Origin of the sequence: Gloeocapsopsis crepidinum LEGE 06123 (assembly GCF_015207655.1) — a bacterium.
In the GTDB taxonomy this organism is placed as follows: Bacteria; Cyanobacteriota; Cyanobacteriia; order Cyanobacteriales; family Chroococcidiopsidaceae; genus Gloeocapsopsis; species Gloeocapsopsis crepidinum.
The window spans coordinates 14,658-31,099 of the sequence record NZ_JADEWN010000071.1 but is presented as its reverse complement, the minus strand read 5'-3'; the positions used below and the strand labels follow the sequence as shown (position 1 = coordinate 31,099).

The following is a 16,442-nucleotide window of genomic DNA, read 5'->3' as shown; positions in this document are numbered from 1 at the left end:
CTGATTGAGGTGTCACCTTGTGTGTATGCCTTAACTATTTTTTCTCGCAAGTCGAGCGAGTACGGTTTCATTAGACTTCATTTGTGTACTCCTCTTACTGTACCTCATAAACTTGCAATAGGCTGTAAGTAAAGGATGACTTAGCTTGCAGACTGCACCTGCCTTCAAATTGTTAGCATCAAAAACCCAAATTTCATTGCTGTCGTCGAAGACAACAGCGCATACAATGTAACCGTCAGTTGATCCGTCATTTCCATCAACATAAGGTACAAACTGCGGTGAACTTACCATATAACCTTCAGGAAACTGAAAGCTGTCAGCGATATATAGCGATTCATCTGAAGTGTGCAGCCGAAATAAGTTTGCTGGTACACCTTGTTCTGCGAGGCGAAGAACTTCTGACACAGGCACTGCTCGGTATTTATAATCCTTGTATAGATCGCAGATAAACTTTGTTAGTAGTTCTTTCCATAGCCCAAACGAAGTCCAGTAGATATCTTTAATTTGCCCTGGAGGCATACCGGAAGATAGCCTATCAAGATACGCATATAACCCTACACCCCAAGTAAGATTTAAATCCGAGATAACTTGAGATTTAATAATTTGTCCACTTTCTCCGTCAATTACATAGCGTCCCATGCGGCTGATGTCCATTTCATCTTGTTCCATTCCATTGAGGCGAGACGGTACAGGATTATGAGGTTTGTATGCCGAGCTATTATAGTCACGAAGCCACTCAGCTACATCCCAGGCACAGATATGTGATGCATGGAGCGTAATTTGTCCGTGTGGATTTTCGTAATCTACTAAAAAGTGCGCGGCTTCTAATGGAATCACAACTCGACGCACTACGACTTCAACTTCCTGCTGAGCAGACGCTGGGCATTGTCCAACTTTCAGGTCAGCGCGACGCACGATGTAAATAGTAGAGTCAGGCGATACGGGCTGTGTGAGTATATTCCTCAAACATCTTTCAACTCCTTTATTTTCTGGAAAAGGGTTATTGATTATCTGCTCCAATCCAGTTTTGAAAGCCGTATCCATCAACACGACATAATCTTGAGTTACCCCAATTTGATGCATGGTTTGCTCAATCCTAACTGGCGAGCCATCGGGGAGTATCAACTTCCATCGTTCTAAGTTCCCAACACCATCCCAGCACACTAAATAAACAAAATCCTCAATATCTATGCTTGTAATTCGCTCAATTATCCTTATATATAATTGCCAAATATTTTGAGAAAACTGGGAAAAAAGCTTGATGAAATCTTTGATTAAATCTTGTGTTTCGATAAACTCCCCAACAATATCTAAAAGTTCATCAATCTCATGTGGAAGTTTATCTAATCCGTAAATAAAAGGTATCGTTTCTAAAAAATTGCCTGCTGCTCTACCATAATTGACTGTGAACATCCTGTTAGTGTGAGCATCAAAAGCGGGATGTGCAGTGCTAAAAATAGGTTGAAAGGGAAACTTTAACTGTGTTTCTGCTCGCCACTCAAGATTAGCTCCCACAGGAGTGACAACTTCAAGCGTTTGTGTATCAATTTCATAAGGACGACCAGCATCGTAAGTTACTAACAGACGCTCCTCTGAGTCATCACGGAACCTTATGGGTAGAAAAGCTGTATTCAGATCATTGCGAGCGCCGAGCGATAATGAAAAACGCAGAAGCCCATGATTACGAAAGCGATACTTAGCATACATTGACCCTGGTCGAGTTGCCTTGTCAGCAAAGTAACAAGGTGGTTTAACAATGCGAGACTTTAGCCCTACTTCGCCTTGGCAATCAAAATCAAGTCGGTAAATCATACCATCGCCATTTAGAACTGAGTCACCGTTAGGGTAGGGAAGTCCTCCAGAATTAACATCTCCTACAGGTCCGACAATGAAAACATGACCTTGTAAGTCGTCTGGTAGTTTTCCAGAAATGTGCAATTTGACGTCAGTCAGTTCACAACGACCTGCAGTCATAACAGACTCTGGCACTGATGAGCAACTAGTATTTTTTGCTTCAGTAGTTGATAATTGAGTTGTTTCTTTCATGGTTATTTCCTATATCTCAATATAGTTTGCAGATGTTTTTAAGGTGTAAGTTTTAACTCAGTATTACTAAAGTTGCTTTATTTAACTGAATATTAAATTTCTAGCAATAAAGCTGCGTTGCACTATCAGACTTTATCGATGTACCTACTCTGGAAATAATTTTTATAGCATGAGATGCTAGTAGTAGCTGGATTTCACACAGATAAAATTGTTTCAGCCCTCTAACTTATTTAGATAAAGTTTGCCTAAAAATTGGATTAGTCTATCTACTTGCAGTTCACAATTTCTGTATTACTTAGTAGTACTTATTCTGTTGATAATCTGTTAATCCTTGATAAGTATAATAAATTAGTTTATTATGCCCTTAGATTTAAAGAAATGGTCATTTTTTCAAAAAATGAGGGTATTAAAAAGGTTTCACTATTTATTTTGGCGAAATTATATTTGGTTTGATTTAGAAGCAACTCATCATGAGTAATATTAAGAATTGATCGATTTATTTACTGGTCTTAATAAAAGATTTGTTATTGTTGGTGGCAAAAGTTAGGAAAAAATAAGCGACTTAACTCAGATGTTCTAATATCTCGCAAAAACGTGATAAGAATCATACCTTATGAATATTAGTTCCTGTAATCTACTATTAATAGCAATTAGCTATCTAAACCAACAAAACTACAGTCTGAATCAAAGCTTGAGTTGACCGATGGACGTTGAAGAGGCACTAGCGTTTACCGATGCTTTGATATTTGCCAAAACAGGTAAGCACTTGAATACTCTACAAGCTGCTATATTTCGTGGTACATGGCTAAGTCAGAAGTATGAACAAATTGCACAAACCTGCTACTGCTCAGAAGACTACGTAAAAACAGTTGGTGCTGCATTGTGGAAATTACTTTCTGAAGGATTAGAAGAAAAAGTCAGCAAAAAGACTTTTCGTGCTGCATTGGAGCGGAGAAAAAGATACTCTACCTCCATTACAGGAAGCTCATTACCCGAAACTCAATCATTTCGAGTGCAAAGCGCAGGAATAGAGCATAATACCGGTAGTGAAGTAGCTCCGTTACTCCACTCAAAAGTTTTTATCTATCATGGCAGCCAAGAGTCAGACCTCAACATAGCGAGGGAGTTTGAGCAAGCTTTGAGAGCCTCTGGTCATCAAACATTGATGGCTCAGGAGATTATGCGATCGCAAGAAAACTGGTCGCAACACTTCGACGCCGAATTAAAGCGTTGTGATTACTTGGTTTTACTGTTATCCGAGCAATCTGCCACTAGCGAAATAGTTACCGAAATCGTTCGCTGGACTAAAACACAAATATCTCACTCGCAGCGAAAGTCTCCTGTAATTATTCCAATCTGGGTTGACTCTCAAAGCTCATCGTTGAACTACGACCTCTACGGCTATCTCAATCAGATTCCACAGCACGAGTGGCGATCGCCTGCTGATACACCAACAACTTTGCAAAAAGTCCTTAGCCGAATAGCAGAACATCAATTACCTACCAGTGAATTTACAGTAGCAGTTCCCACAAAGTTACAAAAAATTACAATTGATAGTCCTCCCTTACCAGTAGCTGCACCAGAATTACCAGCAGGACAAGTCGATCTAGCTTCTCTTTTTTATGTCGAGCGTCCCCCAATTGAATCCCGCAGCTATGAAATGATTTCGCATCGGGGAGCTTTAATTCGAATTAAAGCTCCTCGACAAATGGGCAAAACATCACTGATGGCTAGAATTTTGCACCATGCAACCAAGCAAGGCTACCACACATTACCTTTAAGCTTTCAATTCGCAGATAGTGGTGTTTTTCAAGATTTGGATCGATTTTTACGCTGGTTCTGTGTCAATGTTGGACTAGGACTAGAATTACCTAATCGATTAGCTGAATACTGGGATGAAATGTTTGGCAGCAAGATCAGCTGCAAAGTTTATTTTGAAAAGTACATTTTGGCTCAGCTGTCCCAGCCCTTGGTTTTAGGTTTGGACGAAGTGGATCGCATCTTTCTATATCCTGAAATCGCCGATGACTTTTTCGGGCTGTTGCGTGCTTGGCATGAAGAAGCAAAAAATCGTGAAATTTGGAATAAACTGCGCTTGGTAATTGCACACTCAACAGAAGTTTATATCCCATTAAATATCCATCAATCGCCATTTAATGTAGGGCTATCAATTGAGTTACCTGAATTTACAAGCGAGCAAGTCCAGGATTTAGCGCAAAGACACGGACTTCATTGGGATATCACACAGGTTGCTCAACTGATGGCAATGGTAGGAGGACACCCTTATTTAGTGCGGGTAGCGCTTTATTATATTGCACAGCAGGATCTGACACTTACGCAACTTTTACAAACAGCACCGACAGAAACAGGACTTTATAGCGACCATTTACGACGACACTTGTGGAATATACAACAGCAACCTGAGCTGGCGGCGGCAATGAAATCAATCGTTGCTGCGTCGCGCCCTATACGGTTAGCTACGTTGCAAGCATTTAAGCTATACAGTATGGGATTAGTGCATCAGCAAGGAAATGAGGTAACACCGCGCTGTAATTTATATCGCCAATATTTCTACGAGCATTTAACATCAACAGAAAATGAGATTTATCAAGAACTTTGAGTACTTCAGACATTACCTATCATTATTTATTTAATAAGAGCTTTGCTTGCTTCTTGATTTTTTTACTGTTACTTTTCATCCTTAAACTTGATACTCTTCATGAAGATAAGCTTTTTACTACGTCTTCCTCTGTTCCTCTAGAAAGAGTTTCAATAACAATTGGTAGAGTTGCTCCTTGTAGTCCTCGCTTAATACGTTCTGGAGTATCATCAAAAACAACAAACAAAGGATAAAGTTTGTTTACACCTTCATTCAAAATATGTTGGTAGCAAGAAGGTAAAATCCATTCGTAATCTTTATCAAGTAAAACTTGAGTTTGTCGCCAACGCTTGAGCAAATCAGAAAAGTCTTCGTGAGGACGATGAATGAATACCATGATTTCGACCCCTGTTTTAATCTTCCACTCAGGATCGCACATCAAAATTGCGATATCACAAGGAAGTTGTGTCGCAGTTGTTAGGTCGCTGTGTTTAGATGTACTCTGACGTAGCCGCACTACTGGTAAAGGAACTGTGATTATGCTTTCATCAGCACGCCGCAAGCTAGGAAGCATCTCTAAATAGAGGCGATATTGCTTAAGTAACGCGATCGCACCGGCAGTGTTTGCATACTCTGCTAAGCAAATTTCGTATTGAACGTGTTTTACACTCATAATAACTGCGAAAAAGTTGGGTAGCTAATACTTTTAATTTCCTCTATTTCTAACCCAAACTTTCAAATACCTTAAACATAGGTAAGTACATAGAAAGCAAAATTAACCCTACCATACCACCAAGAACAACAATCATTATAGGTTCTAGAATACTTGTAAGCGCCTTGACTGCTTGCTCAACTTCATCTTCATAGAAATCAGCAACTTTCATCAGCATTTGGTCAAGTTCTCCTGTTTCCTCGCCAATACTAATCATTTGAATTGCCATTGGTGGAAATACTCGTTCTTTTTGCAATGCAATACTGATCATTCCCCCTTGTTGAATATCTTGTCGAGATGCATCTACTGCATTAGCAATGACTTGGTTTCCAGCTGTATCTCTCACAATTTCTAAAGCAGTTAAAATAGGAACGCCAGAACGAGTCAAAGCACCAAAGGTTCTGCTAAAGCGTGCTACCGCTGACTTTTGAATTAAATCGCCAAACAAAGGCATTTTTAAAGAAAAACGGTCAATTGTTTCTCTGCCAACTCGAGTTTTGTAGTAATTGCGATAAGCAAAGCCGAGAGCAACAATTATGATAGGAATCATCCACCAAAAACCTTGGATAAATCCACTAATACTTAACATGAATTGTGTCAATGCTGGTAATTCTGTTCCTAAATCTTGAAAGATGTTAGCAAAAATAGGAATTAAGAAAACAGTCATCCCAATAAAGATTGCAAGTGCTAGTAAACCTACAACAACAGGGTAAGCTAATGCTGATTTGATTTGATTTTGTAGTCGAGCTATATCCTCCAGTAACTTGGATAAGCGATTAAGGACTTCATCTAAAACACCTCCTACTTCGCCAGCTTGAACCATGCTGACATACAAGTTATCAAAGCAATCAGGATGCTTACGCATTGCTTCTGAAAGGTTGACACCTTGTTGTACATCTGAGCTAATTTCTAGTAAAGCTTTTTTGAGTTTAGGGTTAGAACACTGCTCTGCTAATACACTTAAACTCCTAACAATTGCTACTCCTGCATTTACTAAAGCAGAAAATTGTCGAGAAAATACTGCTTTATCTTTAACAGAAACTTTTGATAAAAATAATGTTACTTGCTGCAGATCGATTTTACTTAAATCAAATTCTGAAGATTGTTTGATTTCTTGAATAAATAATCCTTGATTTCTCAAACTAGAACGAGCTTCACTTGGAGATTTTGCAGTGACTTTCTCTTTTCTAATTTGTCCTTTAGAGTCTCTAACACTAGCTACGTAAGTAGGCATGATTTATAACTTGAATCATTCAAAATTAAGGAAATAATAATTGAGAAAATAGAAAGATATGTTTTGAATTTACAACGCAATGTATAAATAAGAAAATTAAACTCAACTTTTAATATAGTCCTTCGTTCACCTTAAACATCCTTATAAAAAGTTACGAATAATAACTAATATTTCCTGAAGACTAAGTATTAGGAGGAGTATTATACATCCGCTAATTATGTTAATTCAACTTAAATGTGAGACAGTCTGGATTAGGCTAAGGGGCGAATGGGCAGGCAAGATGCCTACCTCACATCTAACATCTAAGATTTCATTTGGCAGAACGCGAGCTACTTACAAGAAGCAAAGAATTAATTTACAAGTACTGATCTACCCAAACCTGGTTTAGCTGATGTTGCATGAGCTGCAGGTATACTACCACCGATGAGACGTTGAAGCTCGTCAGGCTTAGAAGTTTTGGACATTGCAGCTTCGAGTGAGATAGTTCCTGCTTTATACAAGTCAGAAAGAACTTTTTCTAGAGTTTGCATTCCTAGTTTTGCGCCTGTTTGAATTGCCGAGTAGATTTGAGAAGTTTTGCCTTCGCGAATCAAGTTAGCGATCGCTGGAGTCACGATCATAATTTCCTGTGCCATGACTCTGCCAAATTCAGTTGGTTTAGGATTTTTACGCGGTACAAGTGTTTGGCTAAATACAGCTACAAGTGAGTTTGATAACTGTACGCGGATTTGCTGTTGTTGTTCTGGCGAAAATACATCCACCATCCGGTCAACTGTCTGCGCTGCTGAACTAGTATGCAATGTACCAAATACCAAGTGACCTGTTTCTGCGGCAGAGATTGCTAGTGAAATTGTTTCTAAGTCCCGCATTTCACCAACAAGGATCACATCCGGATCTTCCCGTAATGCTGCACGCAAGGCGTTAGCAAAGCTTTTCGTATCTTCTCCGATCTGACGCTGGTGAATTAAGCTTTGGATGGGTTCGTAAACAAATTCAATCGGGTCTTCAATCGTTAAGATGTGTTCTGAGCGCGTCATGTTGATGTTGTTAATCATTGACGCTAACGTTGTTGATTTACCAGAACCAGTAGGACCTGTAACAAGGACTAATCCTCTAGGCTTTTCAGAAATTTCTCGAACAATGTCTGGTAGTTTCAAAGCTTCCATACTTGGAATTTGAGAAGATAACGCTCGTAAACAAGCTGCATACGTTCCGCGATCTTTGTAGACATTGACACGAAAGCGAGCTAATCCTCGTACACCATAAGAGCAATCAAGTTCCCAGTTTTGTTCTAGGTGCTTGCGCTGCGTGTTGTTCAACATCGTAAAAATTAAGCGCTGGCATTGCTCCGCTGTTAGCGGTTCATAATCAGTCGGAGTCAGCTTGCCACTAATGCGGATATAAGGCGGTAAGCCAGTTGAAATATGTAAGTCAGAACCACCACAAGCAACAACTTGCTCCATGAGGTCTTCAATCATATATTCCATAGAATTTATCTCCTGATGTTTAAGTATGGTACTAATTGCTAATCATTAATGGCTGTTTAATCTTGAAAACGTGGCGTCATGCAGTAGGGACATTCTAACCACTCTGGTTGTAGCTCCGCGCTACAAGTTTGACATTCTAAAGAACTCTTTCGTTTCGCTTTAAGTTCTGCCTCCAAACCAGAATCAGTAAATGTGACACGTTCAACTTCTTCGAGTGTGGTCTGCCCTCGACGTACCAAGTCAAGGCTGTAAGATAGCAAGGTTTTCATGCCATCTTCTACTGCAACTTCTTTAATGCGTTCGGTCGGGGCACCTTCAGTAATTAAATTTTGCAGCCGTTGGTTAATACGCATCACCTCATACACGCCACAACGTCCTTTGTATCCAACACCGCTACACTCTGGACAAAGTTCGCCTTGACTGCGGGCAGTGGCAATTTCTTCAGGCTGTAAAGCCTTTGCTTTGTAAAAAGTCACACCATTGTCTTGCGAACTTGTTAAACCAAAGCGTGCTAACTCTGTAGAAGAAGGTGAATAGGGGATGCGACACGCTGAACAAACGCGTCTAACTAAACGCTGAGCGACAACACCAAGTAACGCACCTGATACCATAAAAGGCTCAACACCCATTTCATCCAAGCGGGCGATCGCACCTGCAGCATCATTCGTATGGAGTGTTGTTAAGACTAAATGTCCGGTTAGTGCCGCTTCAATTGCCGTTTTAGCAGTTTCTCTGTCTCGTGTTTCACCTACCAGAATGACATCAGGATCTTGCCGCAGAAATGACCGCAAAATGGAGGCAAAATCCATACCTTTGTCACGAATTACCTGTACTTGAGTAATTCCTGGTAAAGAATATTCAATTGGATCTTCAGCTGTGCTGATATTGACCCCTGGCTCGTTACGTTCTGCCAAGACAGAATATAAGGTTGTTGATTTTCCCGAACCTGTTGGTCCTGTCACTAACAGTAATCCAAAGGGACGGCTTGCCATTTCACGGACAATCTCTAAACTTTCCTCATCGCTAATCAGTTTGTCTAAACCAAGTTGAGTCGCTGAATTATCTAAAATTCGCAAGACAACTTTTTCACCATAACGACTTGGTAAAGTACTCACACGAAAGTCTACTTTACGTCCTTCAAATACTCGTCGAATACGTCCGTCTTGGGGCATCCGCCGCTCAGCAATATCCAGTTCCGAAATAATTTTGAATCGAGCAACAACAGCCGGCACAATCTTTTTCGGTAGTGGCTCAAATGCTTGACGTAAAACTCCATCTTTACGAAAGCGAATTCGTAAATGTTCTTCTTGCGGTTCAATGTGAATGTCCGAAACTTTTTCTTGCAAGGCTTTGACAAGAATCTTATTGACTAAAGCGATAACGGGTGCAGCCTCAGCGTTTTGGATAGCAGCACCTAAATCTGCTTCAATTTCATCGTTGGCATTTTGTAAATCAAAGCCCTCTAAGCCTTCGATCTCAGATTGAACATCAACTGATTTTTGAATGTCTCGCTGTTTTTGCTGTTCAACTTGTGCATCGAGGTATTTGGAAAGCAATTGCTGGAAGTCTTCTTGCGTCATCACCATGCGTTGCAATCCCAATCCTTTGGGACGGAGAATTCGACTCAAATAATCTTGAGCCTCTAGATGATCGGGATCGACCATCGCCACTAATACTGAAGGAGGGTCAGCGTTTTGAGACAAAGGAATTAATTGAAAACGGCGGCAAATCTCAACCGGAATGAGCGTGTCGATCAAATTTGCGACTTGATTAGGGGCAATTTGATTGAGCTGGGGATCGATAAATTCAACGCCATAAACAATTTTGAGTTCAAAGAGTTGCTGCTTTTTATAAAACCTTAGTAAGTCAGGTGGGAGTTGACGTCCAGTTAGTGACTCTAATACTTCTGTTATGGGTCTTTTAGATTTACGACTTTCACTCAGAGCTTGCTGCATCTGTTCATTACTGACATACCCCGACTCAATCACTTTATTGCCGAAAGGAGAAAAGTCATTTTTGACGATCAGGGCACGCCGCTGTGAGGGGGAGTAAGTCATACATGAGTCGTGAGAGTTTCCATATGAAGTATTCCCAAAAAATTTGCAAAGTTACTACATAGCACAAGGAATTATGGTAGAGTCATTAGCCACTAATCACTCACCTCTCGCTCCTAAAAAGTTGTACTAGATTTTGCGACTTAGAGTGTAATTAGTGCATCCTAGAAAAGGTACGGTGAAACAAGTAACTATTTAACGTAGTTTCGAGTATCTAAGATTGGTGCATAATGGTTGACGAGGACAAACAAACAGAAATCTCAGAACAAGAGAGTAACACCTCAGCTGAAACAATGAATTTGAATGATAACTCCGAGGTAAATGCTCAAGTAGTATCAGCAAGCTCACCAGATGAAATAACGGGTGAGGAAAATGCTGCTACGGCTGCTGTTGATCAAGGACATCCAGAATTAGCTGAATTAACAGCGCAGGTAGAATCGCTCAAATCGCAGTTGGAGGAACGCACCTCTCAATATATAAGGATTGGGGCAGATTTTGAGAATTTCCGCAAACGGACACAAAAAGAAAAAGAAGAAATTGAGCAGAAAATCAAGCGGGACACAATTACAGAGCTATTGCCTGTAGTTGATAACTTTGAGCGGGCGCGATCGCAGATCAAGCCACAAACCGATGCGGAAATGACCATTCATAAAAGCTACCAAAGCGTTTATAAGCAAATGGTGGATACTTTAAAACGGCTGGGTGTTTCCGCAATGCGTTCAGAAGGAAGTCCTTTTGATCCGAACTTTCATGAAGCCGTAATGCGTGAACCTACGGATGAACATCCAGAAGGAACAGTGTTAGAAGAGTTAGTTCGGGGATATTTCTTAGGCGATCGCGTTTTACGTCATGCTTTGGTGAAAGTATCTGCGGCTCCCGAACCAGGAGAAACGTCAGATTTACCAAACTTAACTGAGTAAGCTAATAAAATCATATTGGCGATAACCAGAAAACTCGAAGCCTCGGCAGGAAGTGCATACTTCCTGCCTGAATTGAAATCTTGCCTCTCTAACGCCCTACAAACTTTTTCCCATATCTTCTTCCCCAGAATTGAGGGAAACAGAGAGGGGGCAAAAGAGCGCTTTGCAATATTCGTGCAAGAGATCTAATATCCCAGGGCACAAACTATGTTCTAATTGCACTTACGACCAGAAAGCATGGGAAAAGTCATTGGCATCGACTTAGGCACCACGAATAGTTGTGTTGCCATCTTAGAGGGTGGTCAACCAATGGTTATTGCCAATTCTGAAGGAGGAAGAACAACCCCTAGTGTTGTGGGGTTTGGCAAGGGAAGCGATCACCTGATTGGGCAACTCGCTAAGCGGCAACTCGTTACTAATGCGGAAAATACAATTTACAGTATCAAGCGATTTATTGGGCGTCGCTGGGACGATACTACTGCAGAACGCCAACGAGTTTCTTACAAGTGCATTCAAGGGCGAGACAATACAGTTGATGTCCAAATTCGCGATCGCACCTACACTCCTCAGGAAATTTCGGCAATGATTTTGCGCAAGCTCAAACAAGATGCTGAAAGTCTTCTTGGTGAAGCGATCGCCCAAGCAGTTATTACAGTGCCAGCTTACTTTACAGATGCCCAACGTCAAGCTACCAAAGATGCTGGCACGATTGCTGGAATGGAAGTATTGCGCATTATCAACGAACCCACAGCAGCAGCCTTAGCTTACGGCTTGGATAAGCTAGAACAAGAGCAAAAAATTCTCGTGTTCGATCTTGGTGGTGGGACATTTGATGTTTCTATACTCCAACTTGGAGACGGCGTATTTGAAGTCAAAGCAACTGCTGGTAACAACCAACTTGGCGGCGACGACTTTGATAACTGCATTGTTAGCTGGATGATTGCCTGTTTCCAAGAACAAGAAAACATTGACTTAGCTATAGACAAAATGGCACTGCAGCGGCTACGGGAAGCAGCCGAAAAAGCCAAGATAGAACTGTCTAGCCTGGGTACTACGACAATTAATCTACCGTTCATCACGGCTGATTCAACTGGACCAAAGCATTTAGAAATGGAACTCACCCGCGCTAAATTTGAAGACTTGGTGAACCATCTGATTGCTGCAACAATCAAACCTATGAGTCAGGCGTTAAAAGATTGCAGTTTACAGCCAGCAGACATTGACCGTATTATCCTGGTTGGTGGCTCAACACGCATTCCCGCAGTAACGAACGCTGTCCAAAAGTTCTTTAACGGCAAAGCCCCAGAACGTTCAGTCAATCCAGATGAAGCAGTAGCCCTAGGTGCTGCTATTCAAGGTGGAGTATTAGGAGGCGAAGTTGAAGACGTTCTGCTATTAGATGTCACCCCACTTTCGCTAGGAATTGAGACGCTAGGAGAAGTCTTTACAAAAGTTATTGAGCGAAATACGACAATTCCAACCAGTAAATCGCAAGTGTTTTCTACTGCAACTGATGGTCAATCGTCTGTGGAAATTCACGTCCTTCAAGGAGAACGCCCATTAGCAAAAGACAATAAAAGCCTTGGCAAGTTTCTCCTAACCGGAATTCCTCCAGCTCCTCGGGGGGTACCTCAAATTGAAGTATCGTTTGAAATTGATGTCAATGGGATTCTCAAAGTTTTAGCTCAAGACAAAGGTACGGGGCGCGAGCAAAGTATTAGTATTACAAATACTGGTGGCTTAAGTGCTGCCGAGATAGAAAGAATGCGTCAAGAAGCAGAAATCTACGCTGAGCAAGACAAAAAGCGTGTAGAAATGATTGCTCTACGCAACCAAGCAGAGGATTTACTGTACACTTACGAATCAACTCTAAAAGATAACGAGCATTTGATCAGCGATCGCCTAAAACTTGAAGTCAGTCAAAAAGCCGCAGAGCTACGTTCTGCTTTTGGGGAGCAAACTACCCCAGTAGCAGAAGTCAAGCAAATCTTAAATAGCTTCCAACAAACACTGCTGTCAATTGGTACAGATGTTTACAAAAATGTTGACGAAGAACAAAACCAATCGGTTCAGGCAGCAGAAGTTGGCACTCCAATCGAAAGTAAGTCTGAATCGCACTCAGGTACCGTAGAGAATGCTACGGTTGCAGAAGAATACAATTTTGATTTTGATGAAGATTACACAGTCACAGCTGATTATGAAGCAATTGAGTAACAACTATCAGTTTCTCTTAAAGTTGTAGTATGGGAATAATGACTAATGACTTAATTGTCAATTTAAAATTAAGAATTGTATAACTACTAACCTCGAGCAAAGCAGCGCTTTATGGCCCGCGACTATTACGAAATTTTAGGTGTTTCTCGTGACGCCGACAAAGAAGAAATCAAGCGCGCCTACCGGCGATTAGCCCGGAAGTATCACCCTGACGTGAACAAAGAATCCGGAGCAGAAGAGCGCTTTAAAGAAATCAATCGGGCTTACGAAGTGCTTTCTGAGCCGGAAACACGCGCTCGTTACGATCGCTTTGGTGAAGCTGGAGTCGCTGGTGGAGTTGGAGTCGGAGGATTCCAAGACATGGGTGACATGGGCGGTTTTGCCGATTTGTTTGAAAGCTTCTTCAGCGGTTTTTCTGGTGCAGGGCAACAAGCGCGATCTCGACGCAGCGGTCCTGTACGCGGTGACGATTTGCGATTAGATCTCAAGCTAGAGTTTCGCGAAGCCGTTTTTGGTGGTGAAAAAGAAATCCGCATCTCGCACCTAGAAACATGTGAAGTTTGTAGCGGTTCAGGTGCGAAACCTGGAACTCGACCGCGCACTTGTTCAACGTGTAGTGGTTCTGGTCAAGTACGGCGCGTGACACGTACGCCTTTTGGCAGTTTTACCCAAGTATCGACTTGTCCTACATGTAATGGGACAGGACAAATGATTGAAGAAAAGTGCGATGCTTGTGAAGGTAACGGCGTACGACAAGTTACAAAGAAGCTGAAAATAACAATTCCTGCTGGAGTTGATAACGGAACGCGGTTGCGAATCTCTAGCGAAGGCGATGCAGGGCAGCGTAATGGTCCTCCAGGAGATTTGTACGTTTATTTGTTTGTCAACGAAGATGCAGAATTTCGGCGCGAAGGCATCAATGTCCTATCAGAAATTAAGATTAGCTATCTCCAAGCGATCCTAGGATGTCGGATACAAGTAAACACCGTGGATGGACCACAAGAGTTGTTAGTACCAGCAGGAACACAACCTAACACAGTAATTACTCTTGAAAATCATGGTGTCCCGCGCTTAGGTAATCCGGTAAGTCGCGGAGATCATCTCATTACAATTTTGATCGACATTCCTACAAAGATTACTACTGAAGAAAGGGAATTACTAGAAAAATTAGCTAAAATTAAGGGCGATCGCACAGGTAAAGGTGGTCTAGAAGGATTTTTGGGAAATCTGTTTCAGCGATGAATCAAACGGCATCTCAACCTCACGCACAACTCGATTTGCGTGGTACTCCCTGTCCACTCAACTTTGTGCGGACAAAACTGCGCTTGGAAAAAATGCCTCCAGGGTCGCGACTAGAAGTTTGGTTAGACCCTGGTGAACCTATTGAGCAGGTTCCTGATAGTTTAATGATGGCAGGTTATCCAGTTGAACAAATCACTGAATGTAATGGCTACTTTGTCTTAATAGTCCAATGCCCAGGTGATGCAAATGCGTAAGGGGTCAGAGGACGCGCTTAGCGCAGACCTACGGTTCAGAGATCGGAGGTCTGGAATGAAGTTCTACATGGAGTACGATTTTGCCTTCACGGGAATATATCTCTGGCGACGCTTGATGATTATTACATGAGTCAGGAAGCTACTAGCACGGCAGATGTACCATTAATGGGTACAGTACTAGCAGTCCAAGCTAACTACTATCAAGTACGTCTAGTTCCCTCGCCTCTTGCCCTTCATTCCTCACCCCTCCTATTATGTACGCGGCGAGCGCGACTTAAGAAGTTAGGACAGCAAGTTATGGTTGGCGATCGCGTGGAAATTGTTGAACCAGATTGGGCAGGTGGTAGAGGTGCGATCGCAAGTGTTTTACCACGTAAGTCTCAATTGGATCGTCCGCCAGTTGCCAATGCTGAGCAAATTCTTTTGGTTTTCGCTTTAGAAGAACCACCACTAGACCCTTACCAACTGAGCCGCTTTTTGGTTAAAGCTGAATCTACAGGATTGGATGTTCGTTTGTGTTTGAATAAAAGCGATTTATTGACAATTGAACAACAGCAACAATGGCACAATCGCTTAGAACAGTGGGGCTATCAACCTGTGTTCGTCAGTGTGCGTCAGGGAAATGGTATTTCTGAAGTTAGAGATCTTCTCAAACTACGAATTTCAGCAATGGCTGGACCTTCAGGTGTAGGAAAATCAAGTTTAATTAATGCTTTGGTTCCGACAGTTAACCTCCGTACCAGTGAAGTTTCTGGTAAGCTTAGTCGCGGACGTCATACAACGCGTCATGTAGAACTTTTTACCTTACCTGATGGTGGATTACTGGCAGATACTCCTGGTTTCAATCAACCAGATTTGAATTATCACCCACACGAGTTAGTCAATTTCTTTCCTGAAGCACGACAGCGGCTAACCCAACAAACTTGTCAATTTAGTGATTGTTTGCATCGCGATGAGCCAAATTGTGCTGTGCGAGGTGATTGGGAGCGATACGAGCATTATTTAGCTTTTCTCGAAGACGCGATCGCACATCAAGAACAGATCGATCAACAAGCCGATCCTGAATCAAGTTTGAAGCTGAAAACGAAGCGCGGTAGAAGACAATACGAACCAAAGTTAGAAACGAAATATCGACGGCATTCACGACGAACTCAACATCAAGCATTACAAGAATTGTATCAAGAAGCCGATGAGTTGCAGTAGTTTACAAGAGGTCGAGAGTCAGGTGAAAGCTGTATGAATTTGTCATTCGTAATTGATATTTTGTAGAGAGGAGGAAACTTGCATAATCTTCTATCCCTAAATCAAGCCTTTTCAATCAACCTTTCTTCGCATACCGCATCAGCCAGAGTTTAAAATAAAGTTTAAGAATTATTGCTTAGTAGTTTTTTGTTCTTATTGTCATTCTCTCAATAGCTTATGAATCCCAATATTGAAATTTATACCTGGAGTAGATGCCCTTTTTGTATTCGTGCCAAGGCTTTACTCAAAGAAAAAGATGTTGAATTCACAGAATACGTAATTGATGGGGATGAGGCAGCGCGATCGCTCATGGCAAAACGCGCCAATGGTAGACGTTCTGTTCCCCAGATTTTCATCAATGACAATCATATCGGTGGCTGTGACGATTTGTACGAATTGGAATTTCAAGGCAAGCTCGATCAATTGCTAACAGCGTAA

General features: G+C 41.6%; 12 protein-coding genes. 7 read left to right on the top strand and 5 right to left on the bottom strand.

Annotated elements, in window-relative coordinates; genetic code table 11:
- Positions 1 to 30 precede the first annotated feature (30 nt).
- The gene (locus IQ230_RS21930) at positions 31 to 2,046 is read right to left on the bottom strand and encodes a carotenoid oxygenase family protein (protein ID WP_193934363.1); all 2,016 of its coding nucleotides are present in this window, start codon (positions 2,044 to 2,046) and stop codon (positions 31 to 33) included.
- 703 nt (positions 2,047 to 2,749) lie between these two features.
- On the opposite strand from IQ230_RS21930, the gene IQ230_RS21925 reads away from it, so the two are divergent.
- Positions 2,750 to 4,666 (top strand): AAA-like domain-containing protein, encoded by a 1,917-nt coding sequence (locus tag IQ230_RS21925; protein ID WP_193934362.1) that lies wholly within the window; start codon positions 2,750 to 2,752, stop codon positions 4,664 to 4,666.
- Positions 4,667 to 4,763: 97 nt separating this feature from the next.
- On the opposite strand, the gene IQ230_RS21920 is transcribed toward IQ230_RS21925, so the two are convergent.
- The 4 genes from IQ230_RS21920 to IQ230_RS21905 form a co-directional block, all read right to left on the bottom strand.
- The gene (locus tag IQ230_RS21920) at positions 4,764 to 5,318 is read right to left on the bottom strand and encodes a hypothetical protein (RefSeq protein ID WP_193934361.1); all 555 of its coding nucleotides are present in this window, start codon (positions 5,316 to 5,318) and stop codon (positions 4,764 to 4,766) included.
- A 49-nt stretch (positions 5,319 to 5,367) separates the two neighbouring features.
- Positions 5,368 to 6,591: a type II secretion system F family protein gene (locus IQ230_RS21915; RefSeq protein ID WP_193934360.1), complete on the bottom strand. Its 1,224-nt coding sequence runs from the start codon at positions 6,589 to 6,591 to the stop codon at positions 5,368 to 5,370.
- A gap of 350 nt (positions 6,592 to 6,941) precedes the next feature.
- Entirely contained in the window at positions 6,942 to 8,078 is a 1,137-nt protein-coding gene (locus IQ230_RS21910; protein WP_193934359.1) for a type IV pilus twitching motility protein PilT, read from the bottom strand.
- Positions 8,079 to 8,134: 56 nt separating this feature from the next.
- Positions 8,135 to 10,135 carry a GspE/PulE family protein gene (locus IQ230_RS21905; RefSeq protein ID WP_193934358.1) on the bottom strand — a complete coding sequence of 667 codons (2,001 nt, stop codon included), beginning with the start codon at positions 10,133 to 10,135 and terminating at the stop codon, positions 8,135 to 8,137.
- A 227-nt stretch (positions 10,136 to 10,362) separates the two neighbouring features.
- Here IQ230_RS21905 and grpE point away from each other — a divergent pair, with 227 nt between their 5' ends.
- From grpE to grxC, 6 genes are all read left to right on the top strand, one after another.
- Entirely contained in the window at positions 10,363 to 11,052 is a 690-nt protein-coding gene (gene grpE, locus IQ230_RS21900; protein WP_193934357.1) for a nucleotide exchange factor GrpE, read from the top strand.
- Between the two features lie 237 nt (positions 11,053 to 11,289).
- Positions 11,290 to 13,266, top strand: a complete 1,977-nt coding sequence (gene dnaK, locus IQ230_RS21895) for a molecular chaperone DnaK (protein ID WP_193934356.1) — start codon at positions 11,290 to 11,292, stop codon at positions 13,264 to 13,266.
- A gap of 111 nt (positions 13,267 to 13,377) precedes the next feature.
- Positions 13,378 to 14,508 (top strand): molecular chaperone DnaJ, encoded by a 1,131-nt coding sequence (dnaJ, locus tag IQ230_RS21890; protein WP_099699422.1) that lies wholly within the window; start codon positions 13,378 to 13,380, stop codon positions 14,506 to 14,508.
- On the top strand, positions 14,505 to 14,762 hold the full coding sequence (locus IQ230_RS21885) for a sulfurtransferase TusA family protein (RefSeq protein WP_193934355.1): 258 nt from the start codon (positions 14,505 to 14,507) through the stop codon (positions 14,760 to 14,762). Before dnaJ ends, IQ230_RS21885 begins: the two co-directional genes overlap by 4 nt.
- A gap of 126 nt (positions 14,763 to 14,888) precedes the next feature.
- A complete protein-coding gene (rsgA, locus tag IQ230_RS21880) occupies positions 14,889 to 15,965 on the top strand; it encodes a small ribosomal subunit biogenesis GTPase RsgA (RefSeq protein WP_193934354.1) in 1,077 nt (358 codons plus the stop codon).
- Positions 15,966 to 16,181: 216 nt separating this feature from the next.
- On the top strand, positions 16,182 to 16,442 hold the full coding sequence (gene grxC, locus IQ230_RS21875; RefSeq protein ID WP_193934353.1) for a glutaredoxin 3: 261 nt from the start codon (positions 16,182 to 16,184) through the stop codon (positions 16,440 to 16,442).